The 25,662-nt window shown below is 46.3% G+C and carries 27 protein-coding genes; 13 read left to right on the top strand and 14 right to left on the bottom strand.

The window, feature by feature from the left end; all coding sequences use genetic code 11:
• Window positions 1-9: 9 nt before the first annotated feature.
• The 3 genes from WS_RS05540 (at window position 10) to WS_RS05530 (ending at window position 2,309) form a co-directional block, all read left to right on the top strand.
• Complete coding sequence (locus tag WS_RS05540) at window positions 10-768, top strand: DUF364 domain-containing protein (protein ID WP_011139031.1); 759 nt, start codon at window positions 10-12, stop codon at window positions 766-768.
• A gap of 38 nt (window positions 769-806) precedes the next feature.
• Window positions 807-1,574 carry an AraC family transcriptional regulator gene (locus tag WS_RS05535; protein ID WP_011139030.1) on the top strand — a complete coding sequence of 256 codons (768 nt, stop codon included), beginning with the start codon at window positions 807-809 and terminating at the stop codon, window positions 1,572-1,574.
• 129 nt (window positions 1,575-1,703) lie between these two features.
• A complete protein-coding gene (locus tag WS_RS05530; RefSeq protein ID WP_158305202.1) occupies window positions 1,704-2,309 on the top strand; it encodes a LysE family translocator in 606 nt (201 codons plus the stop codon).
• Here WS_RS05530 and WS_RS05525 read toward each other — a convergent pair.
• From WS_RS05525 to WS_RS05515, 3 genes are read right to left on the bottom strand one after another with little or no spacing between them, the layout of a single operon-like run.
• A complete protein-coding gene (locus tag WS_RS05525; RefSeq protein ID WP_011139028.1) occupies window positions 2,235-2,885 on the bottom strand; it encodes a hypothetical protein in 651 nt (216 codons plus the stop codon). The genes WS_RS05530 and WS_RS05525 overlap by 75 nt on opposite strands.
• Entirely contained in the window at window positions 2,882-4,117 is a 1,236-nt protein-coding gene (locus WS_RS05520) for a hypothetical protein (protein WP_011139027.1), read from the bottom strand. Before WS_RS05520 ends, WS_RS05525 begins: the two co-directional genes overlap by 4 nt.
• A gap of 31 nt (window positions 4,118-4,148) precedes the next feature.
• A complete protein-coding gene (locus WS_RS05515) occupies window positions 4,149-4,736 on the bottom strand; it encodes an LPP20 family lipoprotein (RefSeq protein WP_011139026.1) in 588 nt (195 codons plus the stop codon).
• 152 nt (window positions 4,737-4,888) lie between these two features.
• Here WS_RS05515 and WS_RS05510 point away from each other — a divergent pair, with 152 nt between their 5' ends.
• Window positions 4,889-5,398, top strand: coding sequence for a DinB family protein (locus WS_RS05510; RefSeq protein ID WP_011139025.1), 510 nt, complete (start codon window positions 4,889-4,891; stop codon window positions 5,396-5,398).
• A gap of 53 nt (window positions 5,399-5,451) precedes the next feature.
• Here the strand turns inward: WS_RS05510 and fdhD are convergent, their stop codons facing one another.
• From fdhD to WS_RS05475, 7 genes are all read right to left on the bottom strand, one after another.
• Window positions 5,452-6,312 carry a formate dehydrogenase accessory sulfurtransferase FdhD gene (fdhD, locus tag WS_RS05505; protein WP_011139024.1) on the bottom strand — a complete coding sequence of 287 codons (861 nt, stop codon included), beginning with the start codon at window positions 6,310-6,312 and terminating at the stop codon, window positions 5,452-5,454.
• Entirely contained in the window at window positions 6,309-7,229 is a 921-nt protein-coding gene (locus tag WS_RS05500) for a formate dehydrogenase subunit gamma (RefSeq protein ID WP_011138000.1), read from the bottom strand. Before WS_RS05500 ends, fdhD begins: the two co-directional genes overlap by 4 nt.
• Before the next feature lie 2 nt (window positions 7,230-7,231).
• Entirely contained in the window at window positions 7,232-7,834 is a 603-nt protein-coding gene (fdh3B, locus tag WS_RS05495) for a formate dehydrogenase FDH3 subunit beta (RefSeq protein ID WP_011138001.1), read from the bottom strand.
• A 10-nt stretch (window positions 7,835-7,844) separates the two neighbouring features.
• The gene (locus WS_RS05490; protein WP_011139023.1) at window positions 7,845-10,664 is read right to left on the bottom strand and encodes a formate dehydrogenase subunit alpha; all 2,820 of its coding nucleotides are present in this window, start codon (window positions 10,662-10,664) and stop codon (window positions 7,845-7,847) included.
• A gap of 50 nt (window positions 10,665-10,714) precedes the next feature.
• Window positions 10,715-10,921, bottom strand: a complete 207-nt coding sequence (locus tag WS_RS05485) for a hypothetical protein (RefSeq protein WP_011138003.1) — start codon at window positions 10,919-10,921, stop codon at window positions 10,715-10,717.
• Between the two features lie 87 nt (window positions 10,922-11,008).
• A complete protein-coding gene (locus WS_RS05480) occupies window positions 11,009-11,602 on the bottom strand; it encodes a TorD/DmsD family molecular chaperone (protein WP_041571800.1) in 594 nt (197 codons plus the stop codon).
• A complete protein-coding gene (locus WS_RS05475; protein WP_011139021.1) occupies window positions 11,602-13,206 on the bottom strand; it encodes a 4Fe-4S binding protein in 1,605 nt (534 codons plus the stop codon). Before WS_RS05475 ends, WS_RS05480 begins: the two co-directional genes overlap by 1 nt.
• Window positions 13,207-13,458: 252 nt before the next feature.
• Here WS_RS05475 and WS_RS05470 point away from each other — a divergent pair, with 252 nt between their 5' ends.
• Together WS_RS05470 and WS_RS10630 are read left to right on the top strand one after the other, a co-directional pair.
• The gene (locus WS_RS05470; RefSeq protein ID WP_011139020.1) at window positions 13,459-14,070 is read left to right on the top strand and encodes a hypothetical protein; all 612 of its coding nucleotides are present in this window, start codon (window positions 13,459-13,461) and stop codon (window positions 14,068-14,070) included.
• Between the two features lie 45 nt (window positions 14,071-14,115).
• Window positions 14,116-14,622 carry a protein tyrosine phosphatase family protein gene (locus tag WS_RS10630; RefSeq protein WP_049770659.1) on the top strand — a complete coding sequence of 169 codons (507 nt, stop codon included), beginning with the start codon at window positions 14,116-14,118 and terminating at the stop codon, window positions 14,620-14,622.
• Here the strand turns inward: WS_RS10630 and WS_RS05460 are convergent.
• Both WS_RS05460 and crcB read right to left on the bottom strand, forming a co-directional pair.
• A complete protein-coding gene (locus WS_RS05460) occupies window positions 14,570-14,875 on the bottom strand; it encodes a DUF190 domain-containing protein (RefSeq protein ID WP_011139018.1) in 306 nt (101 codons plus the stop codon). The two genes, WS_RS10630 and WS_RS05460, sit on opposite strands and share 53 nt — an antisense overlap.
• A 4-nt stretch (window positions 14,876-14,879) precedes the next feature.
• A complete protein-coding gene (gene crcB, locus WS_RS05455) occupies window positions 14,880-15,266 on the bottom strand; it encodes a fluoride efflux transporter CrcB (RefSeq protein WP_011139017.1) in 387 nt (128 codons plus the stop codon).
• 152 nt (window positions 15,267-15,418) lie between these two features.
• Here crcB and WS_RS05450 point away from each other — a divergent pair, with 152 nt between their 5' ends.
• From WS_RS05450 to WS_RS05420, 7 genes are all read left to right on the top strand, one after another.
• Window positions 15,419-16,981 carry a type I restriction-modification system subunit M gene (locus tag WS_RS05450; RefSeq protein WP_011139016.1) on the top strand — a complete coding sequence of 521 codons (1,563 nt, stop codon included), beginning with the start codon at window positions 15,419-15,421 and terminating at the stop codon, window positions 16,979-16,981.
• A gap of 8 nt (window positions 16,982-16,989) precedes the next feature.
• Complete coding sequence (locus WS_RS05445) at window positions 16,990-17,874, top strand: ORF6N domain-containing protein (protein WP_011139015.1); 885 nt, start codon at window positions 16,990-16,992, stop codon at window positions 17,872-17,874.
• The gene (locus WS_RS05440; RefSeq protein WP_011139014.1) at window positions 17,871-18,437 is read left to right on the top strand and encodes a restriction endonuclease subunit S; all 567 of its coding nucleotides are present in this window, start codon (window positions 17,871-17,873) and stop codon (window positions 18,435-18,437) included. Before WS_RS05445 ends, WS_RS05440 begins: the two co-directional genes overlap by 4 nt.
• Window positions 18,438-18,447: 10 nt before the next feature.
• Window positions 18,448-19,461 (top strand): hypothetical protein, encoded by a 1,014-nt coding sequence (locus WS_RS05435; protein WP_011139013.1) that lies wholly within the window; start codon window positions 18,448-18,450, stop codon window positions 19,459-19,461.
• Window positions 19,461-19,895 (top strand): type II toxin-antitoxin system death-on-curing family toxin, encoded by a 435-nt coding sequence (locus WS_RS05430; protein WP_041571798.1) that lies wholly within the window; start codon window positions 19,461-19,463, stop codon window positions 19,893-19,895. Before WS_RS05435 ends, WS_RS05430 begins: the two co-directional genes overlap by 1 nt.
• A 191-nt stretch (window positions 19,896-20,086) precedes the next feature.
• Window positions 20,087-21,253, top strand: coding sequence for a Fic family protein (locus WS_RS05425; protein WP_041571796.1), 1,167 nt, complete (start codon window positions 20,087-20,089; stop codon window positions 21,251-21,253).
• A gap of 9 nt (window positions 21,254-21,262) precedes the next feature.
• Entirely contained in the window at window positions 21,263-24,082 is a 2,820-nt protein-coding gene (locus WS_RS05420; protein ID WP_011139010.1) for a type I restriction endonuclease subunit R, read from the top strand.
• 44 nt (window positions 24,083-24,126) lie between these two features.
• Here the strand turns inward: WS_RS05420 and WS_RS10625 are convergent, their stop codons facing one another.
• On the bottom strand, window positions 24,127-24,822 hold the full coding sequence (locus WS_RS10625) for an energy transducer TonB (RefSeq protein ID WP_158305201.1): 696 nt from the start codon (window positions 24,820-24,822) through the stop codon (window positions 24,127-24,129).
• Window positions 24,823-24,843: 21 nt separating this feature from the next.
• Window positions 24,844-25,647, bottom strand: a complete 804-nt coding sequence (locus WS_RS05410; RefSeq protein ID WP_011139008.1) for a class I SAM-dependent methyltransferase — start codon at window positions 25,645-25,647, stop codon at window positions 24,844-24,846.
• Between the last annotated feature and the right edge of the window lie 15 nt (window positions 25,648-25,662).

The raw sequence follows: 25,662 nt of genomic DNA, 5'->3' as shown, positions 1-25,662 counted from the left end.
GGAGTATTCATGAGTCTTTATGCTAATCTCATCCACCAAGCCTCCCTTATCGCCCAGCACGAGGGGCTTATTTTAGAGGATTTTGGCACCAGCACCACCTGTGTCTATGCCCTTATCCGCCAAGCCAACCAGCACTACATCGGTGTGGCTCTCCTCCCCCAAGGCGAGGGAGAATTCACTCCTTTGTGCGCCACAAGCTGCGAAGAGGTTTTTGATCAATCGCTGGATTTTGATCCCCTCCATAGGGCGCTAGGGCTAGCCCTAGCCAATGCGATCGCCCGCTATCGTCTAGGAAGCGAAAAGATTCCCCTCCAAAAGGGAGCGCGCGCCCTGCTTCCCCAAAAGCTCCTAGAGCTCACCAAGGAGGGCGATGAGATCGTCTTTGTCGGGAATTTAGAGCCAGTGATTAAAAAAATGCGCCAAGAGGGGCGCAAACCTCTGGTCTTTTGTCGGCAGAAGAATCGCCTGAGCGATGAGGTGCATAGCGATATTTTTGAGTATGAGGCACTCGCCTCCTCCAAGATCGCCGTCATCACAGGGGCGGCTCTCATCGGCTCGACCGTGGATGCCATCAGCGCCATAAGCCCTAAAGGGAGCGTGCGCATCCTTGCAGGATTCTCTGCAGGAGTGCACCCTAGCTGGCTTAGCGGTAGCGGCTTCACCCATGTGGCCTCAATGCTCCTAGAGCCCTCCATCAAAGAATCGCTCTTTCGCCACCAGTGGGAAGAGATATTCTCCTATCCTGCCTATTTTCTACCCATCCCATGAGAGACGATTCGACTTCACAGGTGGTGCTCCACAAGGAGATGCCTTTCTTGGAGATTCGCCTCACCAAAGAGAGCGGTCGAATCTATGAAGAGCACTCCCACCCTATGCTCTCCATCGGGGTGATGCTAGAGGGAGAGACACAGTTTTTCCTCCAAGGAGAGGAGTTTCGACTTCAAACAGGGATGCTGGCGGTGATTCCCCCAAGGATGGCGCACGCTTGCAATCCTTTGCCCTCGCAAACAAGAAGCTACTTCATCCTCCACCTATCCCTCGATTTTTGCCTAGAGATTCAGGGGCGACTCTTTAACGAAGGAGGCCAAAACCTCCTCCCCTTGCGCGCCCCTCGGATTTTTGACCCCATGATGTATCAAGGGCTCACTTCGCTCATTCAATCCCTCCTCAAAGGGTATGATTCTCTAAAAGGTGAGGCATTTTGGGGATGGTGCGAACGCTTTTTTGCTCGCTACACTCTAGAGGTCTCCAGCCGAGGAGACGCGCTCATTAGCGAGGTGGCAGAGTATCTGGAGGGAGATGTAGAGGAGGCGAGCCTCGCTTTTTTATCGAAGCGATTCCAGATCAATCCCTACACGCTGGAGCGGCGCTTCAAAAAGGCCTACGGCACCACTCCCAAGCGCTATCACACCGATGCAAGACTCCATCGCCTCAAAAAGCTCTTGCGCCAAGGAATCCCGCTCGCACTTTGCGCCCAATATGGGGGCTTTAGTGACCAGAGTCACTTTCAGCGATTCTTCAAACGGCGCGTGGCGCTCACCCCTAGAGAGTATCAACTCAATTTCGTTCAATAATTTTTCCGCGCTTTGAGTTAGATTTCCGCTCCAAAAGGAGTCATCATGACACTCGGAGCGGAATTTTTCACCCTCACCACTCTCTATCTTCTTGCCCTATTGAGCCCCGGATAGGATTTTTTCCTCATTTTGCGCCATGCGCTTCTTCATGGACACCGTAGCGCATGGTGGAGCTGCCTAGGGATCGCCATGGGCAATGGCTTTTATATCGCGCTCAGCTTCCTTGGACATGGGATATTGGGTCAAATTTCATGGCTTTTGCCCCTAATTGAATTAGGAGGGGCGCTCTTTTTGATCTATCTTGGAGGAGTGCTCTTTCTCTCTCCAAAACCTCGCTTTGGCACTCAAGGAGAGACTCCTCGCCCCTCTTTGGCGGTGGGATTTTTCTGGCAAGGCCTCCTCTCAGCCCTCCTCAACCCCAAAAACACACTCTTTTACCTCTCGGTGCTCTTTACGATTCTTCCTCCAGAGATCACCCCCGCCACACGAATCTTTTATGGAGTTTGGATGATCTCCCTCTTGCTCTTTTGGGATATGGGGCTCGCCTATCTTTTGGGTCACCCCTCCACCGCAGCGAGACTTTTGCCTTTTTTGCATCCTATTCAAAAAATAGTCGGAATCGCACTGATTCTCTTTGGCCTCATCTCCCTAGGCCGAGGGCTAATACCAGAGGGCCTCTCCCTCTTTGCGAAAGAGAATATCCCCCTCTTTGATGCATATCCAAGCCTTGGATGAGGAGGCACTGAGGCGTTTGAGCCGAAGCGGATCAGGAGGAAGCTTTTGGAGCGCCCTAGAGCGATAGTAGCGGATCTTCTCTTCCAGCGTGTACTGGCTAGGATTCTCACGCCTTCCGCTATTGGCTTCACAATAAAAGGCAAAATTCTTCTCGATTCTCTCTTTTTCCTCAATACTCAAAAGAGAACCGCTATAGGTAATCTTGCCCTCCTCATAGCGTGCGTCATGCTCGATACAACGGCGATTGGGAGCAAGAGGCAGGGGGACGCAGCTCGTGGTGAAAAAACCCTTAGAAAACTCCTTCACCCCTCTATCCCTAGCCCTCTCCTCCTCTTCAACAAGACTCACCCCCGAGCCCATCGACTTGACCGAATCGCCCACTGCCGCCACAGGCGGGGAGGCGATCGCCACCGCGGCCGTCCCGACCACCTCGGCATAGAGTTCCACAATCGCAAAGGGAAGAGCCACCGTCTTTAGGAGCGAGGAGCTCTCCTTATCCTCCAATATTTTAGTCGCACAACCGCTCCAAAACCACGCCACACACCCAAGAATAAGCCAGCTAACGACTCTCTTCAAGGTCTTCCCTCCACCTCGACCTTGGCACCGTAGTTGATGTCAGAGGGTTTTTTATAGGGAAGTGTGAGGCCTCTTTGCCAGATAAGCGGAGCGACTTGGAGGCTTGGAGAGAGACCCAGAATCAGCCGCTCTTCCATATTTTTATCGATAAAGAATCGCACCTTAAGCCTTCGCCGCTCCTCTTGCAATACCTCTTTAAAGAGCCCCTCCATCTCGCTATCCACATGCTCTAATACTGCCACTCCCTCGCTATCGCTGCGCACATCAAACCCGTAGCGCTTAAAAAATCCCACCAAAGCCTCTCTCTCCTTGGCAATGGCGCCCTCTTTGAGGGTGTAGCCATAGCTCCACTCGATTTTGCCTTTTTGGACTTTAGGGGTGGGCTTTTGAAGCTCCAGATGATTAAGAAGCGCCTCCAAGAATCGGTCATAAACTCCTCTAAACTCCTTGAATAGCTCTCTTTTGGTCTGCTCTCTAAACTCTTTAGCCGCCAACTCCTTATCCGCCAATCTCTTTGCTTCTTGGCGCTTTTTGAGCTCCAAAGCCTCTTGCTCAGCGCGTTCTTTGGCCTCAATCTCAAGAATCTTTTGATGAATCTCATCTTTTTTGAGCGTCTCTTTCACGCTCTTATCCTGCTCTTGGATGCGATATAGCGCCTCATTTTTTCGCGCGATAAGCTTCTCTAGCTCTACCCCTTCGACTCCCTTATTTTGGGCGCTCTCTAGGTCATTGATGATCTCTTTGAGCTGGTGGAGGAGCTCTTTTTTCTCCTCATGTCGTGCCTCCAGCTCCTCCACCAGCCGCGCCACCTCTTCGTTTTTTTCGCGCAAAGCTTTGAGCTCTTTGGCTTTATCATAGAGGACTCGGCTATTGGCTCGGGCTTGGAGAATGAGCGTGTAGGTGAAGTCCTTTTGGCTCTCACTCAACACCTTGGTCTCTAAAATCGCCGAAGAGAGGGTTTTGATGAGGTAAGAGATTCGCTTATGCTCCTCCTCTTTTTGCAGAGTCACCTCTTTTTCATAGACGCTCTCAATATAGACTCCAGCGCTCTCACTCGCGAGAATCTTGGCGCGCTCTAGAGCGATCTTTTTGACCTCTTTGAGCGTCTCACTCTCTCCAAAGCGATACTCCACCTTCACCACACTCTCAAAGATTCCCTCCTCAAGCATCTTGAGGCTGAGCACTTCATCAAGGGCGAAAAGTCGAATCGACAAAAGCCAAAAAAGTCCCACCCCCTTAAAGAGAGCGAGACGCTGGAGTGACCTACAGATAGCCCCCCTCCTCTTTGACCATCTTATCAATCATCTTGTCTAGCTCCTCAAACGCCTCTTTGGCCTCTTGTTTAGAAGAGATGATTTTGCCTTGGGTGAGGTTGTCGCGGAGCGCTTTTTGGAGCATCTCAGGCTCAAATCCAATCATCACAAACATCTCTCCATCTTTGGCGATCCACATATCCTTTTGCACTACGCCCGCTAGAGTTTGCGCACTCACCTGTCTAGAGACATCGGAGGCCACCTTATCGATTCCGCCATAGCCATCCACGCCCACGCCTTGAGTGAAATTTTTGAACATATTTCTCACCCGCACCTCAAGAGAACGCGCTAGATCATCTCTGGCATTAGCCAGTGCCTCTTGGCGCTGGAAGTTGATCCCCGCGCGAGTCGCTCTAGAGGAGCCAATCCCCACGAGTTGCTTGAGCGTGCTTGGATTCTTCACCCACTCTGGCGCCTCTTCAATTTTGCTCTTCACCAAAGCAGGATCTTGTCCCGCTGGAATTTCAGCCTTTTGAGAGCATCCTGTCATGATCAAAGCCAAGCCCGCCGCCAGTGTGATTCCTATGAGATGTTTCATCTTTCGCCCCTTGTGGAGAAATAGTGGTTAAAACCCGCCTCAAAAATTAGGTTTTAGAATCTTATCTCAACTCCAAAAAGTTACCAACGATTCTCCATTCAGGGGTATAATCCATTGAGTCAAATCTACCCAAACATCCAAGGAGAGAGATTATGAAAGCCCAAAATCGCCTTTTGGAGCTGGCGCACTACAACCTCTGGTGTGATCGGCGCCTCTACAAAGCGTGTGCTGAGATTCCCAAAGAGACGCTTCATGAAGATTTGAAGCTCTACTTTCGTTCTATTTTTGGGATTCTCAATCACAACGCCATTGTCGCAGAGCTTTGGTATAGCCGCATCAAAGGCAAGCCTTTTGCGCGAGCGCATATCCATGAAGAGGTGGGAATCGGTCTGGTGGAACTAGCGGAGGTGTGCGAGCGGATGGATAAGGTGCTATGCGACTACATCAAAAACACCACCAAAGAGAAACTAGCCAAGGTGGTCGAATACCAATCCACCGAGGGGAAAAAACACGCCATGGATCGAGAGAGCATCCTCTTTCATCTCTTTAACCATCAGACTCACCATCGAGGTCAAATCACCGCCGCCCTAGAGAGTCTAGGCTACGACTTTGAGCCTTTAGACTATATTGCCTACCTCTACGAGGAGAGTCGTCAAGGGTAGAGATTCTAGAGGAGAATCCCCTAGAATCTTCGATAAAAACTTAATCGAACTCTCTAACGAAGAAGAGAGCTAGATTGATTTGGAGCGTGAAGAGTCACCCCTCTTTTCCTCTTGCAAGCCCTCAAGTCCACTCGACCAGAATGGGTGTAGATATTCATCTTCTCCCCTCTAGCAAAGCCCACTAGAGTCACCCCTAGCTCTTGGGCTGTCTTGATTCCAAGAAAGGTTGCTGCTGCCCTAGAGACAATCATGGGAATGTTGTGCATGACAGCTTTAACCACCATCTCCATGGAGAGTCTTCCGCTCACCACTAGCACAGCCTTCTCTGTATCTATTCTCCCTAGCCTGGCTTTACCCATCACCTTATCAATTGCATTATGACGACCAATATCCTCAGCCGTGATCTTGCTTCCATCTTCTAAGAGAAGGGAGGCTTTATGAACGCAGCCTGTCTCATGAAAGAGATGGCTGCTCATCTCAAACTCTTCCATCCCTTCCCAGATTCTCTCCAAAGAAATCTGCATGGGAGTAGCGATGAACTTTCTTAGGACATTGCCTTCAAGATTCCCCGTCACTCCGACACAACAACCTGAAGTGAGTGTCTTCTCTTTGAAGAGATTGGTGATGTTCTCATGGTTGATGAGAGCCTCTACATAGACAGAGCTCCCATCAGAAGAGATTTGAACACTCTTTAAGTCTTCGATCTTCTCAATCACCCCCTCACTCATCAAGAAGCCCACCGCATGAGCATCTTGATCGGAAGGAAGAGACATCATGGACATAAGCTTGGTGCCATTAAGATAGAGAGAGATTCTCTCCTCTTTGATCACCACATCTTCCTCCTCGGCGAGCACTCTCTGATCGCCGATTCGTTCAATCACCACCTTTTTAACAAATCTATCGGTGTGTCTCATACTTTCCCCTCCGCCTGCAACTCTTTATAGTAGAAACTATGAAGAATCGCTACCTCCTCTTCACCCATATGACCATCTAGGATGGAGTGCAATGCACCCTCAATCGCAAAGGCTGCCATATAGATGTGAGTCATAAGGAGAGCCACCACAGCAAACCCCACTACATTGTGCAAGATCGCCATGAGTCTTAGGGTCTCAATATTGCCCTCTTGGAAGAACATCACATAGCCACTATAGACCATGAAGAATCCTCCCATCGTGCAGACCCAGAACCACATCTTCTGACCCGCATTGAATTTGCCTGCAGGAATAGGTCTCTTCACCTTGCTTAGATACCCTCCAAGAATGAGCATCCAGTCGATGTCATACATCTTAAAGAGAGCGTGCTTCACCCACATGATGAACATGAGGGGACCAAAGATCGCAAAGATGATCGTGGCTAATCCATGCACATCTCTAGCGAATCGAATAAAAGCTCCACCCCCTAGGGCATCTCCAAAGACCATCAGAAGTCCTGTGATGCAAAGAAGCACAAAGGGAATCCCTGCAATCCAGTGCACCATGATGTTGAAGGTGTTAAAGACCTTGATCTTCTTCCCCTCATGAGAGAATCGCTTGGGTCCAATCACCATATAGTGACCTAGGAAGACCAAAGGGATAGCGATGATGATCGCTAGGAAGATAAGAGCAAAGTAACCACTTTGCAAGAAGGTGAAGAGCTCTCCTAATCCTCCTATTCCTCCAATCTCTCCAAGACCTAGAATCCCTCCACTTCCCCAAGTGGGGATTGCCTCAATCATGGGCTTTCCATAGATTTGGGTGTTGTAGCTGAAATCCAAGGGCTCCTTGAGATTCTCAGAAGCTTGTGCCCCCAAGGCTCCCAGAAGGGAGAGGAGGGGCAATAGAGGCTTTTTCATTCTTAATCCTTGTAGGCTTGTGACCAGGTGTAAGGAACACTGGCTGTTCCACTGCCTCGCTTGAGCACTCTCTCACGAATGATGAGCGAGATGCTATCAGAATCTCCTGCTAGGAGTGCCTTGGTGGAGCACATCGCTGCACATACAGGGACTTTGCCCTCAGCGATACGATTCTGTCCATAGAGCTTATACTCCTTCTCGCTGTGAGTCTCTTCAGGACCTCCAGCACAGAAGGTGCACTTATCCATAGGTCCTCTTGAACCAAAGATTCCACTCTTGGGGAATTGAGGAGCACCAAAGGGGCAGGCATAGAGGCAGTAACCGCATCCAATGCACTTCTCTTTGTCATGCAATACAATCCCATCGGCTCGAACATAGAAGCAGTCCACTGGGCAGACCTGAGCACAAGGGGCATCAGAGCAGTGCATGCAGGCAATAGAGAGGGATTTCTCTTTGCCTACAAGACCTTCATTGAGGGTCACCACTCTTCTTCGGTTGACTCCCACAGGAAGGTGATGGGCCTCTTTACAAGCCACATCACATCCATGACAATCAATACATCTAGCCTCATCACAATAGAACTTGACTCTAGCTTGACTTTCCATGCTTCACCCCCTACGCTTTTTCGATGCGGCAGAGGCCGCACTTGGTTTCAGGAGTACTGGTGTTGATGTCGTATGCATCACTTGTGATGGTATTGCATGATTCACCAATAACATAAGGCTCTGTGCCTGCAATATGATACGGAACCAGTGACTCTCCTTGATACATTCCTCCGAAATTCTGGGGGAGGAAAACACTTGTTTTGTTGACCTTGTAGCTATGTCTCGCTTTCACGAGAATCTTTGCCCCATTGGTGCCGTGCACCCAAACCATGTCACCATGCTTCACGCCTAAATCCGTGGCTGTTTCGGGATGAATCTCCACAAACATCTCAGGCTGAACCTCGGCGAGGTAATGAGCTGATCTTGTCTCTGTGCCTGTGCCAAACTGTGCTACTAGTCGTCCAGAAAGCATATTAAGCGGGAACTCTTTGGTCCAATCTTTCTCTTTTTGGCGGCTCTCATAGCGAATATTTGCCCTAAAGTGGTTGGGCTTGTCTTTGAAGGTTGGATATTGGCTAATGAGATCGTGTCGAATTGTGTAGATGGGTTCACGGTGTTTAGGAATCTGATCCGTCCACTCCCAAACAATCGCTCTAGCTCTACCATTACCCATAGGGGAGAGACCTGCGGCGAGTGCTTTTTCAACCAAGATATTGGTGGTGTCAGTCGCCCATGTCTTGCCTGCCACTTTGGCTTTTTCCTCTTCGGTGAGGGCGATTCCAGTGATAGCTTCGACATTTTTATCGGTGATCATGCTATGACCGCCCTTGAATTTTGAGCCGGGCAAAGAGCTGTCCTGGCTGGCCAACAAACTTTCTCCTGTGGGTGACACATCACCCCATCGAACCCTAAAGCCAAGACCTCCATCCATTACAGGGATGCTGTCATCCCATAGATTTGGTGTTCCAGGATGCTTTTCGCTCCAGCAAGGCCAAGGAAGACCATAGTATTCGCCTTTGACGGGGCCGCCCTTTCCTCTGAGGGTGAACTTATCAAACATATGCCAGTTTTCTGCATGAGCCTTGAGTCGTTCTGGAGTTCTGCCTTGGAAGCCGACAGTTCGTATAGCCTTGGCCACCTCTCTAGTCGCATCATCGGGCCATACAAAGTTTCCTTTGCCATCCCCCAAAGAGCGAGTGTACTCCTCATAGAATCCAAGTCGCTTAGCTAAATCAAAGAGAATCTCTTCGTCAGGTCGACACTCAAAGAGTGGCTTCATAACCATGGATCGCCACTGATAGCTTCGATTCGTCGCTGCGACGCTTCCGCTGGTCTCCATCTGTGTGGCGGCAGGAAGGATATAGAGATTATCTTTTCGGTTGGTGAGGGCGGCTGCATCATTGAAATAGGGATCAAAAAAGACGACTAAATCCATCTTGTCTAGAGCGTCTTTGGTGGTATCCACGCGTGCGATCGTAGAGATTCCGCTTCCCACGACAATCAAGGCTCGAAGTTTAGTGCCTGCATTGTGGGGGATGTTCTCCTCTTCAGTCACCCCATATCTCCATGTGGATACACTGAAACCTTTTTTATGCATCATATCAGGGGTCTTAAAGCGTTTTTGCATTGCTTCGAAATCCACTTTCCAGATTCCACAGAAGTGATTCCATGCATTTTTGTCTAACCCATAATAGCCAGGAAGACTGTCGGCTAGGTTGCCCATGTCGCTCGCGCCTTGGACATTGTCATGACCTCGTAAAACGTTAGTGCCTCCACCTCGTTTGCCAATGTTTCCAAGAATCATCTGTAAAATAGGGGCCAAACGAGTGTTGCTTGTACCTGTGGTGTGCTGGGTGAGACCCATCCCCCAGATCAGTGAAGCAGGCTTGGCTTTAGCGAAGATCTCCGTGATCTCAATAAGTTGTTGGGCGGGCACGCCTGTGACCTCTTCGACCACTTCAGGGGTGTACTGTTCGCACTCTTTAAGAATCTCTTCGTAGCCAAATAGGCGTTGTCGAATAAATTCTTTATCTTCTAGTCCATTTTTTACAATATGGCGAATCATCCCATACATGAAGGCGACATCCGTGCCATTGCGCAATCTCACATAGTGATCGGCTTTAGTTGCTGTTCGACTGAAGTGGGGATCCACAACGATGATTTTTGCTCCTGCCTCTTTAGCGCGCAAGATATGCACCATGCCTACAGGGTGATTCACTGCGGGATTTCCACCAATGATAAAAATCGCCTTGGAGTGCATCATGTCTGCCAAGTGATTGGTCATACCGCCATATCCAAGGGTATTGGAGACTCCAGCAACTGTTGGGGCATGGCAGATTCGTGCGATGGTATCGAGATTGTTGGTGCCAAAAAAGGCGGCAAACTTTCTAAAATAATAGGATTGTTCAATCGAACACTTGGAGCCGCCAATGAACATGACGCTATCAGGGCCATATTTTTGGGTGAGATCCTGAAGCTGCTTGGCAATCTTATCCATGGCGCTATCCCATGAAGTTTTACGCCATTTTCCGCCAACTTTCTCAATGGGGTATCGAAGTCTTGTTTCGCTTCGAGCCTTATCAATCATATCGGCGCCCTTGCAGCAGTGACCCCCTTGACTAATGGGGTGATCTTGAGCGACCTCTTGGCGTACCCATACACCATCGACCACTTCCGCTATAATTCCACATCCGACCGAGCAATAGGTGCAAATCGTTTTTACCTTTTTGGACACTGGGTATTTTTCGATTAACTCTTGTTTTGTTGCAGGTCTAAGCACTTTGCTTTGGTCGGAGCCAACCGCTTGACTCACGCCTGCGACTCCTGCTAAAGCCGACATCTTTAGGAACTTTCTTCGATCGTTCCCGCGTCCGCTTAACGCTTCACTCATGACTTCCTCCTTGTTGTTAGATTTGAAGTTCAACTTGACGCTTTGCCTTGTTAATGTGCAATACTAAAATACTCTTCCCAGTGAGGACTCTTTTGGTAGAGGATTTCGGTCTTCTTGGATTTTCCTCGAGTGAGCTCTGGTGAGGCTTTAGGTTCATTATTGCAGCCACTGAGCACGATAGCTCCGCCTGCTAGCAACACTGAAGTCTTTCCAGCCTTCACTAAGAACTTCCTTCGGGAGTTCTCTTTAACTTCCATTCTCTCCTCCTTTCAAACAGGATGTTGGGATTCCTCCCTGTGAGCGACGCCAACGACACTCAAAGGGAGGAACTTCTGCTTCCTCCGTTATTTTAAAAGGTTCCGCTCAAAGCCCAAGAAGCTAGCCAATACCTTGCCAGCACTAGCGTAGAATCTCGCTTGAGGATGGCTGATGAGCTCTTGGGTGATGCTCTCTCCATAGGGGGCGATAAACTCTTTAAAGACTTTGACTTCACTATTAAGTGGCACTTGCCCATGATTCTCTATCAAGAATCTCATGAGAACCAGCAAGAATCCAAAGTGCTCCTCACTCTCTTTGCAGAGCTCCTCATTCATTCGAATAGGGAAATCTCGGAGGCGCTGGCGAATATCCAGTAAGGCCTGTCCCCCTACATATCCCTCTTTATAGTGAGAGAGCAGAAGATGAATTCTCCGATGAGTAAAGGGGAGCACAAAGAGCTCGGTGTACTCCGCAACAATAGGCTCCATACCCTCTTTTTGAACCATAGAGAGCATCTGCCCAAGAGGAATCTCTAACCCCTCTTCAAGGGGACTTTGAAGAAGAATCTCTAGTTGCTTCTCTAAAAGCTCCTTGCGCCCAACTAGCAGATCATGCAAGAATAATCCCGAAAAAAAGTCATACAGTAAGATTCGTCCCGAATCAAAGGATCGAACGTCCATCACTCCACCTCCTCTAAAATAGTCTCTCTCTTGGAATCGGCTTCACTGCTAAAGCCTACCATCACCTTCACCTTGCAATCAGGACAGCACTCCAGCGTCTTTAACTTGAAGGCGTTACCCACAAAGAGGGGTGACATGAGATTCTTGATCTTCTCCACCGATTTCTTGGTGGCAAAGGGCTTGCCACACTCAATGCATTTAAACATCTCATCTCTAGCCATCACCTTGGACTCAAACCAAGAGGGAGCCAAAGTGATGCCGCTTAGCTCTAGTGTGATGGCATTCTCAGGACAGCTAGGAAGACAGTAGCCACAGGTGGTGCACAAAGAGGCGTTAAAATCTAGGGTGAACTCATTGGAGTTGGCGGTGAGGGCATTGACATTGCAAGCTCCCACGCAAGAGAGGCAGAGGGTGCACTTCTCTTGATCCACTTTAATCTCTCCATAGCGGATGAAATCTCCACTAGGGACTTGACCTAACTCTTGCTCCTTGATGATATAGCGAAGCCTCTCTCCAAAGGTCTTGCGTCTTAACTCGTTGGGCTTAGGCGTGTAGCGATAGAGGCTCTTCTCTATCTTGTGAGCCTTAGGGAGTGCCTCTAGGAGAGTGGGAATATCTTGAGCAAGATAGAGGGCTGGCTCACCATAGGCCTTGAGATAGATTTGATTGAGCATCTCGTTAGCCTCTTTGGTGGGGCGAGAGATGATGGGGGAGTAGAAGAGAAGTGAGCTTCCGCTCTCTTGCAATAGAGTGAGAAGATGCATCTCAGAGGGGAACTTCTCTCGATCAATAATCAAAGGAGTGATTCCTTTAGGGAGAGTGACCTCCTCTAGATCTTTGAGGAAGGGCTCAGGGATCATTAAGATCGTCGTCTCATTGTAGAGTCGGGCAATCTCATAGAGAGCCTCCTTGGGATAGGGAGCGTAATCGATGGCTCCCGTGGGACAGGCGGAGATACAGCCTCCACAGCCAACACAATCTAGTTGGGAGAAGAGGAGCTCCATCTTGGAATCATCATTCACCACCCCAAAGGTAGGACAGAGGGTGGCGCACTTACTACAGGACTTCTCTCGGCGATGATGATATTGGCAGATCTCAGGATTATAGGTGATGGTGGTCTTGTAGCGATAGATTCCTAGACGACTTTGGAGTTTCTCTAAAAGCTCTTTGGCATCTTCAAAGTCAGAGACTTTCTCAATCCCCATATACTTAGAGGCAAACTCATCCTCCCTAAAGAGGACTCCTTGGGCAAACTCTCTAGAGCTTCCATCCGTGAGGTTGGCTACAAAGGCTCCTAGTTTCCCCTCAATACTCTCAATACTCTCATAGGGGAGAATCTCCACCTCAAAGGAGGATTCTAAAGCTTTAGAGGCAAACTCTTTGGCGCTTTGACTCTCTCCAATGATAAGAAGAGAGGGAGAGACACTCTCTTCATAGTCTTGGTGGAGGGCATGATCAAATTTGATGGCTCTTGCCTCATAAAGGAGGGAGAGAGTCTTTAGCTTCTCCTCTTTGGAATCAAGAGAGTTCTTGAGATACCAGTTGATTTCGGGGGCGTGGAGATCTGGGATCTGGGGAGGATCCATCAATAAAAAGTCAGACATTTTCAAGGCCTTCTTTCCCATAAGATAAAGGGCTTCTTGCCCGATATGGAAAAACATCCATATCGGATTATCGTTTGAAATAGTTAAAATATATCTTAACTTTTTTCCCTAATGGTCATTAGTCTTGCTAATTTTTATGGACGTTACGATAGGTAAACTATCTAGCCAAGTACTTTGTGTGGTTTAAAAAAAATTTTACTTTTTTAGGCTATATTGCCATAATGATTTTTCCAAATCCCACGAAGGATTCAGATGCTCTCTTCTGCACCCCACCAAAACCTCTCGGTCTATGGATATTGTCTAGAGACCTCTATTGAAATCTTCCTCCACCAAAATGGCTACCATGCCTTCAGCGCTAAGTTGCCCAAAGATGAGGTTTCAGCCAAGTTCTATTACGAAGCCCTTGGTGACTATATCGCCGAGAGCCGAATCGTCGTCTTGGATCTGAATCTCCAAGGGTGGTCAATCAGAGAGGTGCATGAGAATCTTTTTGCTCACGCCTCGCCACTGGGCGTAGAGATGGCGATCTGTCACCCCCTTAAAAGCCCTGAAGAGTTTCAGGCGCTAGATGAGTATGAGCAACTTCGCCACTCTAAAGTAATGTTAGAACATGATGGAGTGCATGGGGTCTCCCTGGAAGACTTCTTGGAGAATCTAATCGCCTCTCCCCGAGGAGGTAAAGGAGCAGAGATTTGGGGAAGTCGCTTTTTAGAGGCGCTTTATAAGACCTGTAATGATGGCTCCTGTTATCCGCTATTTATCGCCATCGACCCCGCCCAAAAGAGGGTCAAAACCCTCTCCGTGGATGAGATGCGAAAGCTGGCTTTCTTTAATGCTGCTCTTGGGAGAAGCTCTCATGCTTGAAGCTTTAGGGGTAAATAGAGCACCTTAACCCTCAAAGGAATCCCGATGATTCTCAATCTCCTCCCTCTCTCTCCACTCCTTTGCACCTCAGGACAACCCAGCGCCAAAGAGCTAGAGTCGATTGCCCAAGAGGGCTATGAAGTGGTCATCAACCTTGCGCTCAGCGATGCAGATAATGCGCTAGAGCACGAAGATGTAATCATCAAATCGCTTGGCATGGGCTATATTCATCTGCCCGTGCGCTTTGATGCGCCTAGGGTCGAGGATTTTTGGATGTTTGAGCGGATCGTGGAATCTTTAGAAGGGAGAAAAATTTGGGTGCACTGCGCCAAAAACTACCGTGTGAGCGCCTTTTTTCATCTCTACGCCCTGCTCCATCCTCAAAGCTTCACCCCGCCTCAAGGGCTGGTGAAGCGCTTCTGGGAGCCTAATGCCACTTGGAATGAGTGGATGCGCCAAGTCCTCCAGAGCTTCCCCCGCAGGGCTTTAACAAAGAATCTTAGAGGATTCCATACTCAATGGGAATCTTGGTGTAAAAGACCCCCATTTTGAGTGCCTCTAGTCGCCTAAAGAGTCGCTCGCACTCCTCTTCGGAGAGATTCATCACCGCCTCTAGGGGCTGATCGGCCAGCTCAAAAAAACTGGCTGAGCGCCACTCTCCATCTCTTCCTCTCCCTTGGGCGCCGCTCATGATCGTGATTCCAAGTCCCTCCTCTTTGGCGATTTGGGCGAGATGGTCAATGACTCGCTTCCCTTGAAATTCTCGACTCTGAAGCGTAGAAAAGGTGAGTTGGTAGCCTTTCATGGTCTTATCCTCCGATTCTTTGAATGAATGAAAAGGTGAAGATTCCAAGCAGTGTCATCCCGATGGAGCCTCCCACATGGAGCGCCACCCCTAGAGCCAGCGCGCCATAGCGCCCCCATTGGAGCAGACTCACCATCTCCGCACTAAAGGTGCTAAAAGTGGTCAAGCCCCCCAAAAATCCAGTGATGATGAGCAATCGCCACTCTGGCGAGAGCAGAGGGTGCGTGGAAAAAAAGGCGAGCGCTAGCCCGATGAGATAGCCTCCAAGCCAATTCGCCCCCAAAGTCCCTAGGGGAATAAGGGGTGCAAGTGCGTTGAGTTTAAGCCCTAAAAACCAGCGCAGTAGCGCCCCAAAACCCGCTCCCACAAAAATCGCCAATAGTGTCTGCACCGCTTTTGCCCTTTTGGAAAATTTCTTTTATTATAATCGAATCCTCTGAACAAACCCCCTCTAGTCAGAGAATCCTCAAAATCTCGGTCTTTATTCAGAGGACTCAATAGTATATAATACCCGCAAAATACAACTCAAAATATGGATAGGGTATGGGCGAAGAGCAAAAGAGACTATTAGAACAACAACTTTGGAATATTGCCAATACACTACGGGGCAAGATGGATGCGGATGAGTTCCGTGACTATATTCTCGGATTTATCTTCTACAAATACCTCTCCGAAAAGATGGAATACTACGCCGATGAGATTCTCAAAGAGGATGAAATCGGCTATCTCTCACTCGATGAGAATAGCGCCGAGGGTCAAGAATATCTCGAAGCGATCCGCGAGGAGGCGATCGAAAAACTGGGGTATTTCCTCAAACCCTCTGAGCTGTTCACCCAAATCGCCAAACGAGGCAACGGCGATAAAAACAACTTCATCCTCGAAGACCTCACCAAAATCCTCCGCCGTATCGAACAATCGACTATGGGACACGAGAGCGAAGATGACTTTGTCCATCTCTTTGAAGACCTCGATTTGAGCTCTACAAAGCTCGGTAAAACCGAAGAGGCGAAAAACGCCCTCATCGCCAAAGTCCTTTTCCATCTCGATCAAATCAACTTCGAGCTCAAAAACCATGACCGTGATGTGCTCGGTGATGCGTATGAGTATCTCATCGCTCAATTTGCCGCAGGAGCGGGCAAAAAAGCGGGGGAATTCTACACTCCTCAACAAGTCTCCAAAATCCTCGCCAAAATCGTCACCAACGGCAAGAGCAAACTCAAATCGGTGTATGACCCTACCTGCGGTTCGGGGTCGTTGCTCCTCCGTGTCGCCAAAGAGGTTTCCGATGTGAGCGCCTTCTACGGTCAGGAGCTCAACCGCACCACCTACAACCTCGCCCGCATGAATATGATCATGCACGATGTCCATTATCGAAAATTTGACATCAAGCAAGAAGATACGCTCGAACACCCTCAGCATGGGGCGATGAAATTTGAGGCTATCGTTGCTAATCCACCGTTCTCGGCGCACTGGTCAGCCAATCCGCTCCATATGTCAGATGATCGTTTTAGTCAATACGGAGTTCTCGCCCCCTCCTCCAAAGCCGATTTTGCCTTTGTCCAGCACATGATTCACCACCTCGATGAAAATGGAACGATGGCGATTGTATTGCCCCATGGTGTATTGTTCCGTGGCTCATCCGAAGGGACGATCCGCCGCTACCTGATTGAAAACAAAAACTACCTCGATGCGGTGATTGGTCTGCCTGCCAATATCTTTTATGGCACCTCAATCCCTACCTCTATTTTGGTGTTCAAAAAATGCCGTGAGGATAGTGAACACATCCTCTTTATCGATGCGTCTAATGATTTTGAAAAAGCCAAAAATCAAAATATCCTCACCGATGAGCATGTCGAGAAGATTATCACCACCTACAAGAATCGAATCGAAATAGAGAGATACTCCCACCTCGCCCCGCTCTCTGAAATAGCCCAAAACGACTACAACCTCAATATCCCCCGTTATGTCGATACCTTTGAGGAAGAGGAAGCGATCGATCTGGAGGCGGTCACCCGTGAGCTTCGTGAGATCGATGAGCAGATGAAAACCACCGATGCGACCATTGCGGCGTTTTGTGCTGAGCTCGGTATCAGTGCGCCGTTTTAGGGGGAAACATGAATGAGGTCATAGCTATAAACGAAACGGTCATACAAAATAAAATCTACACCATCCGTGGTGTGCAAGTCATGCTTGATAGAGATTTGGCAGAGCTCTATGGTGTAGAGACAAAGGTTCTTAATCAAGCTGTAAAAAGAAATGAATCAAGATTCCCAGATGACTTTAGATTTCAGCTTACTATGCAGGAAAAAGATGAACTGGTCACAAATTGTGACCGGTTGAATAACCTCAAACACTCTTCTGTGAATCCTTATGCCTTTACTGAACAAGGTATATCTATGCTTAGTGCGGTTTTGAAAAGTGAAATCGCCGTAAATATAAGTGTAAAAATTATCAGAGTTTTTGTGGAAATGAGAAAATTTATCAGTACAAACACTTTGCTGTTTTCTAAAATCGAAGCTTTAGAAAAACGACAATTTTCTTATGAAATAAGAACCGATGAAAAGATAGACACTATTTTAAATGCCATCGAATTCAAAGACACAAAACCAAAACAGGGGATCTTTTACGATGGACAAGTGTTTGACGCTTTTGTGTTTGTGAGTGATCTCATCAAGAGTGCAAAAAGTTCTATCGTGCTTGTGGATAATTATGTGAATGAAAGCGTTTTGATGATATTGAGCAAAAGAGCTTCAACTTGTAAAGCGACCATCTACACCAAAACCATCACTAAAGCACTTACGCTTGATCTTCAAAAACACAATGCTCAATATCCACCCATCGCCATCAAAGAGTTCAAAGACGCACATGATAGATTTTTGATACTTGATGAAAAAGAGATTTACCATATCGGGGCAAGTTTAAAAGATTTGGGCAAAAAATGGTTTGCTTTTTCCAAGTTTGAGAGTAGGGCTTTGGAGATGTTGGGGAGGTTGAAATGAGCAATATTCCAAAACTACGCTTTAAAGAGTTTAGTGGGGAGTGGGAAGAGAAGAAGATAAGTCAAATTTTTGAAATAACACGTGGGAATGTTCTTGCTGTTCCTATGATGTCACAAGAAAAAAAGGATGATTTTCAATATCCTGTGTATTCATCTCAAACTAAAAACAATGGATTAACTGGGTATTACAATGAGTATTTGTTTGAAGACTGTATAACTTGGACAACAGACGGAGCTAATGCGGGAGATGCAAATTTAAGACGAGGAAAATTTTATTGTACTAATGTGTGTGGAGTTTTGAAAAGCGACAAGGGCTATGCTAATCAATGTATAGCTGAAATTCTTAATACTATCACGAAAAAGTATGTGTCTTATGTCGGCAACCCAAAACTTATGAATAACACAATGGGCGGTATAAAAATAACGATTCCGTCATCTATCGATGAACAAACTAAAATCGCCTCTTTTCTCTCCGCTGTCGATACCAAAATCGACCTTGTGACGAAACAACTAGATGTTTCCAAAAACTTTAAAAAAGGTCTGCTTCAGCAGATGTTTGTGTAAAGGAGAAAGCATGAAAGATTTAACCCAGTCGGATATTTCAAGACAAAATATTCTCAATAACGGCTACGCACTCGAACAGATCGAAGCAAATCTATCTTTGGGCGGGACATATTGGAATGATGAAGCTATTTTTACTAAAACACAAGTCGCTGAACTTTTAGACATTGATGAACGAACGATCGATCGATATATCGAAAGCAATAATGAAGAACTTACCAAAAATGGTTATAGAATTTTACGAGGTCCGGAACTTAGAGAATTTAAACAAGTCTTAGTCAACGACATGAATGTCGTCGACATAGCTAAAGTTCCCTCCCTAGGGGTGTTTTCTTTTAGAACCGTACTCAATATTGCTATGCTTGTTACCGAAAGCCCAAAAGCAAAAATCATCAGAAGTAAAATACTCGATATTGTCATCGATGTGATGAAACAAAAATCGGGGGGACATACCAAGTACATCAATCAACGAGATGAAGCATATCTTCCCTCCGCCTACAAAGAGTATAGTTATCGAGAAGAGTTTACCAATGCGTTGGATGATTATTTGGAAGCCGACCAATGGAAATACGGAAAATATACAAATGCCATTTATCAGATTATATTTTTAGAAAATGCCGCAGAATATAAAAAGGTTTTAAATCTTTCCAAAAAAGACAAAGCACGAGATACAATGTACGCAGAAGTGCTTAATGCAATTGCCAGCTTTGAGCATGGTTTGAGCGTAGAAATGAAACAAGAATCAGAAAGACTCGGTAGAAAACTTACCGCTAGAGAACTTGATGCACTGATTATTAAGGCTTCTAAAAACCCTTATTTAGAACCGCATATCCATGATGCCAGAGCAAAAATGGCAAGCCGAGATTTGTGCTTTAGAGATGCGCTGCACCAAAAGCTAGAAAGCTATGTGCGATCTGTACCTCAGAGCGATTTTGATAAATTTTTGGGCGAAACCAGTAAATCACTGGAAGAGAGATTGTCTGACCCTGAGACTTTGGCTGTTTTAAAAAGACTCAAAGATAGATGATGGAACTTCAAATCTTCTATTTTGACACTCAACACGCCATAGAAGTCCATGATTGGATTATCGAAAAGAGTGGAGGATTGCATGGGTACCGTGAAATAGGTCTTTTGGATAGTGCGCTTGAACATATTCAAAATGATCTTTACTACCCAAGTTTTGCAGAAAAATTAAAACATTTGATCTGTGCCGTTAATAAATTTCATCCATTCAATGACGGCAATAAAAGATCGAGTCTTGCTTTGGGCGCTTATTTTTTGGAGATTAATGGATATGCGTATTGTGTCAAGAAATTTGTTTTAGAAATGGAAGAGATCGTTGTTTGGCTTGCAGAAGGGAAGATCAAAGATAATTTACTGCTAAACATCATCAAGTCAATTATTGAAGAAGATGAATTTTCTGAAGAACTCAAATTACAACTATTGGAGGCAATCAGTTGAGCACCCAATCCGAAGACATTAAGAGAAATATGCAAACTTTAAAAAAGGTCTGCTTGGGCAGATGTTTGTGTGTGAGAGGGAAAAGATGGAAGTAAAACTTTCCGCAGTTAGGAAGTACTGTTTTGATATACCTGTTTGTTAAAGTGCTATAATATCGTGATTTGCGAGCTTAAAAAAGGAAGTAATACACTATGGAAGATGGAAGTAACAGAAGAGAAATTATTATTCCAGACCCTTTATGGGGAAGTGATTTAGCCAATATAATTCTTGATTTAGAGAAGCTTCGCACTAAACATTTGGGCGGGGATGTTCCTCCATACATCTTTTTCCAACTTAAAGATATTTTCCACATCCTTGAAACGCTTGGATCAGCCCGAATAGAAGGGAACAACACTACTCTCTCCGAATATGTTGAAAAAATTATTGAGCAAGATACACCCGATGAACAAAATGACGAGATTCGTAATTTGGAAAAGGCCATCCGATTTATCGAAGATTATACGGATGAAACGACACTCTTTGATCGTGCTTTCATTTCCCAACTGCATAAAATTTTAACGGACAATTTGACTCCTCCCCCCAAGGGAGAAGGCTCTAAAAATCCCGGCGAACTAAGACGACATAATGTTCATATCAAACAATCGGGCCATACGCCACCTGAGCATTTTATACTCCCTGAATATTTCGAATCTTTCATTGAATTTATCAATTATCCCCACAAAGAACAGTATCAGCTTTTGATGGTCGCAATTGCACATCATAGGTTCGAATTTATCCACCCTTTTGATAATGGAAATGGTCGCATGGGTAGGCTACTCAATTATGCGTTTTTGATAAAGCTTGGATTTAAAGTCAAAAAAGGACGCCTCATCAATCCTTCATCGGTTTTTTATACGAATCGAGACAAATACTACGAGATGCTTTCTCGTGCAGATTCTTTGAGATCGGATGATTTACTTTCTTGGTGTGAATATTTTCTTTTAGGGTTGAAAAATGAGATTGAAAAAATCGATTCCCTTTTAGACAAGTCGTATGTAGAAAAAGAGATTCTTTTCCCATTGTTAAAAATAGCGCATGATCAAAAGTTTATTACTACTGAAGAGCGTAAAATTTTGGAGTATCTTGTTTCCAAAGATGACATGATGATGAAATCAGAAGAATTAAGTCACATGGGGATTACTGATTCCAGGAAAAAAGCTTCAACAATGGCTAAACTTAGAGATAAAAAAATGATCCAACCGATTGTGCCAAATGGGCGTATCTACACAATTCATTTTGTTAACAACTATCTTTTGCGTGGTATTATGAATGTGTTGCAACAAAAAGGATTTGTATCCGATTTTTTGAATACCAAATAAATGAGACACATGAGCACCCAATCCGAAGCCATCCTTGAAGAAAACCTCCTCAAACAACTCGTATCGTTAGGCTATGAAAAAGTCCTCATCCGTGATGAAGCCGAGCTTCTCGCCAACCTCAAAGCGCAACTGGAGCGGCACAATAAAATCACCCTTGATGATATGGAATTTTCTCGAATCCTCAATCATCTAAACAAGGGAAATGTATTTGAGAAGGCTAAAATCCTCCGAGATAAATTTGCCCTGACCCGTGAGGACGGTACGACCAAATACATCGAATTTCTCGACACTGAGCGCTGGTGTCAAAACCTCTTCCAAGTGACCCACCAAGTCACCATCGAGGGGAGCTACAAAAACCGCTACGATGTGACGATTCTCATCAATGGTTTGCCACTGGTGCAAATCGAGCTCAAACGCCGAGGCTTGGAGCTCAAAGAGGCGTTTAATCAAATCAACCGCTACCAGCGTCACTCCTATGGTGCCAACAGCGCACTATTCCACTATGTCCAAATCTTTGTCATCTCCAACGGGGTTAATACCAAATACTATGCCAACAACCGCAATCAATCATTTAAACAGACCTTCTTTTGGGCAGACAAAGAGAACAAAAATATCACGAATCTAAACGAGTTCACCGATCTATTTTTAGAGCCATGCCACATCTCCAAGATGATATGCAAGTATGTAGTATTAGCAGAAGCGACCAAAACCCTAATGATTCTTCGTCCCTATCAATACCATGCGACCGAGGCGATTATCGATAGAGTCGTCAATACCAATAAAAACGGCTATATTTGGCACACGACGGGGAGCGGTAAAACGCTCACCTCGTTCAAGACCGCTCAAATCCTGATGAAACTCCCCAATGTTCACAAGGTCGTCTTTGTTGTCGATCGAAAAGACCTCGACTATCAAACAACCAAAGAGTTCAATAGTTTTTCTCAAGGGAGCGTGGATGGCACCGATAACACTGCTTCGCTTGTGAGGCAATTCAGTGACGATACCCGCCTCATCGTCACCACGATTCAAAAGCTCAATACCGCTATCAACAAGCAACGCTACTTGGAGAAGATGAAAAATCTACGAGATAAGCGCATCGTCTTTATCTTCGATGAGTGCCACCGCAGTCAATTTGGCGACACTCATCGAAATATCACAAAATTTTTTAACAACTATCAGATGATAGGATTTACAGGAACGCCGATATTTGCGGATAACGCTACGGGAAATAAATTCGGCAAACGAACCACCAAAGAGCTCTTTGATGAGTGCCTCCATAAATATGTCATCACCGATGCTATAGCCGATGAGAATGTCCTTAAATTCTCGGTCGAGTATATAGGGCGATACAAAGAGCGCGAAGGGAGCCAAAACAACCTCGATATCGAAGTTGAAGACATCGATACCAAAGAGCTACTCGAATCGCCTGAGAGGCTGGAGAAGATAGTCGATTACATCATCGCCCATCACGACCGCAAAACTCACTCCAAAGAATTCACGGCAATGATGTGTGTGAGCAGTGTCGATGTATTGACGAAATACTATGAGCTCTTTAGATCAAAGCAGCACGGATTAAAAATCGCAACGATATTCTCCTACAGCACCAACGAAGATGACAAAGATGCCAACGGCTTGGATTCACTTGAAGAGAGTGACGGGGCGCATGTAGATGAAGAGCATATCAATATGCACAGCCGTGATAAACTTGAAGAGTATATTGCTCATTACAACACGATGTTTGGCACTAACTTCACGACCAAAGATTCGCAGAGCTTTTACAACTACTACAACGATATTTCCAAGCGAGTGAAGAATCAAGAAGTCGATATTCTTCTCGTGGTCAATATGTTCCTAACGGGATTCGATTCCAAAACACTCAATACTCTCTATGTGGATAAAAACCTCAAATATCACGGGCTTATCCAAGCGTTCTCACGAACCAACCGAATCCTCAACGAAAAAAAATCCCAAGGGAATATTCTCTGCTTCCGTAATCTCAAAAAAGCGACCGATGCCGCCATCGCTCTGTTCTCGAACAAAAACGCCAAAGAGATCATCTTGATGAAATCATACGAGGAGTATGTCGAGAAGTTTATTGAAGCCCTCAAAAAGCTCAAAGAAATCGCCCCGACCATCGATAGCGTAGATAGCCTCTATGATGAGGAATCCAAGCTCGAATTTATCAAAGCTTTTAGGGAGTTGATGCGGATTCAAAATATCCTCGGAAGTTTCGCTGATTTCAGCTTTGCAGATTTGGGGATCGCCGAGCAGGAATTTGAAGAGTACAAAAGTAAATATCTCGATATCCACGATACAATCAAAAGGGAAGGAAAAGAAAAAGTCTCCATCCTTGAAGATGTAGATTTTGAACTCGAACTCATCCACAAAGATGAAATCAATGTCACCTATATCCTCAAACTCTTGGCACAGCTCAAAGATGCTTCGGAGCAAGAACACCAAACACAGCGCCAAAATATTATCAATATCATCAATGGTAATGCGCAGCTACGCAGCAAACGAGAATTGATTGAACGGTTTATTGACGCTCATCTGATGAGTCTTGAAGATATCGATATGGTGGATGGGGCGTTTGAGAAGTTTTGGAACGAAGAGAAACTCAAAGCGTTTGATGCTCTATGCGAAGAGGAAAACCTAAACAAAGAAAAGGTCAAAAAGGTAGTCGATACCTATCTCTATGACGAGCGACCCCCGCTAAGTGATGATATCGCCAATACACTCAACATCAAACCCAAGCTTTTGGAGCGGCGAAAAGTGGTGCCGAGGGTTTTAGACAAGATCATGACATTTGTGGATCGATTCTATACTTGAGTCCTCAAAATATTAATTTTATTCAGAGGACTCAATCTCTTTTATTACAGCAACCTATATCCAATAGGAAGTTCGATCTTGATGCTCTCTTTGGGTCGAGGGAATTGCTCTTTAGATTCTTCAATGAGTCTTAGGGAGTGCTGGTCCAAAATAGCTGAACCTGAGCTCTGCACTAATACCAAATCTTTGACTTCGCCCCTAGGAGTGAGGCAAAACTCCACCACCACCTCCCCCTCTATATTTCTTCGTCTAGCGCGCTCTGGATAGCTTCGATTCTTTTGGATGATTTGGCGAATCTGCTCAAAGAGATAAGCCTCTTCTTCGACTTCTTTGGTCTCTCTCACCCCCTCCATCACTGCCAAGGGAGCGGGTGATAAAAGGCTATCCGTAGAGATTGATTCTCTCTCTTGGGACATCAAAGGAGTGACTTTGGGCTCTATAGCCATCTTGTCTCGATTCTTTACAAGGGGTTTAGGGTGAGGAGCTGGATTCTTCAAAGAGGGCTTAGGAATCTCCAAAGGTTCCGAGGATTCAAGGGGCATAACTGGAGGAGGTGCAGGAGTGGGCGCAGACAAAAGGGGTGAGGGCTCTTGGGAGAGAATCATCCCCAAAGGGAGAGAAATCTTCCTCTCTTCTATGACTGGAGGGGTCACCCCAAGAAAAGCCCAAAAAAGCCAAATCGCCCCATGAAGAACGATCGAGAAACTCCACCCAACTTGGCTATATCTTCTCTCGCTCATAGGGGGCATTCGCCTCTTATTCTACTTCTCCCACGAGATGAGCGCCCAGCGATTATTGCGATGGGCGGGGGTTTTGCCTTGGGCTTGGCACTCTAGGTAGTAGGCTCTAGCGCGCGCCTCTTCTTCAGGGCTGAGGCCATCTTGCGCCCAAGTGAGAGAGTAGATATACTCCTCCAAAGTGGCCATTTTATAGCCATCATTACCCGGATCGATGAAATCGACCTTAGCTCTAATCCCCATCCCATAGAGAATATTGAGCAGATAGATATAATCGGGCTTAGGGATGATTTCACGCCCCATCACCTCCAAAATCTCATCACTCAAAAAACTCCGCCCCTCTTTGAAAGTGAGATAGACGCGCTTTTTGGCCTGATGGTGAAGCTTTTGGAGCACCGAAGCGATATTATCCACCTCCAAACAACGAGAGGCGATGACTACATCACACAGAGGCACCCCCCTCCACTCCTTCTCCAAATCGATGCAGAAGCTGGTGAGATTCTCCACTCCTCGCTCGCTTGCATTGTGGTGGAGCACCTCTAGCATCTTAGGCGAAAAGTCAAAAGCATAGGCGTGCTTGACCTTTGGGGCGAATCGCAAGGCAAAAGTCCCCGGTCCGCACCCCACATCCAAAATCGTCTCCGCATCGCTTAAATCGATCTTCTCCTCCATCTTGTCGTTGTAGTATCCCTCGTGGATATTGACATTCATCTCCCACGCCTTTTTATCCCAATCTTCAGGATTTTTGCGTCTATTGGCCGATGAAGCGCGCTTTTGCAAGGTATAGAGAAGCGAAAAATCGATCGCCTCGATGTTGCTAGAATTCATAAAACCGTTCCTTTT

The organism is Wolinella succinogenes DSM 1740 (assembly GCF_000196135.1).
Classification (GTDB): Bacteria; Campylobacterota; Campylobacteria; order Campylobacterales; family Helicobacteraceae; genus Wolinella; species Wolinella succinogenes.
This window is presented reverse-complemented; position numbering and strand designations above follow the sequence as displayed.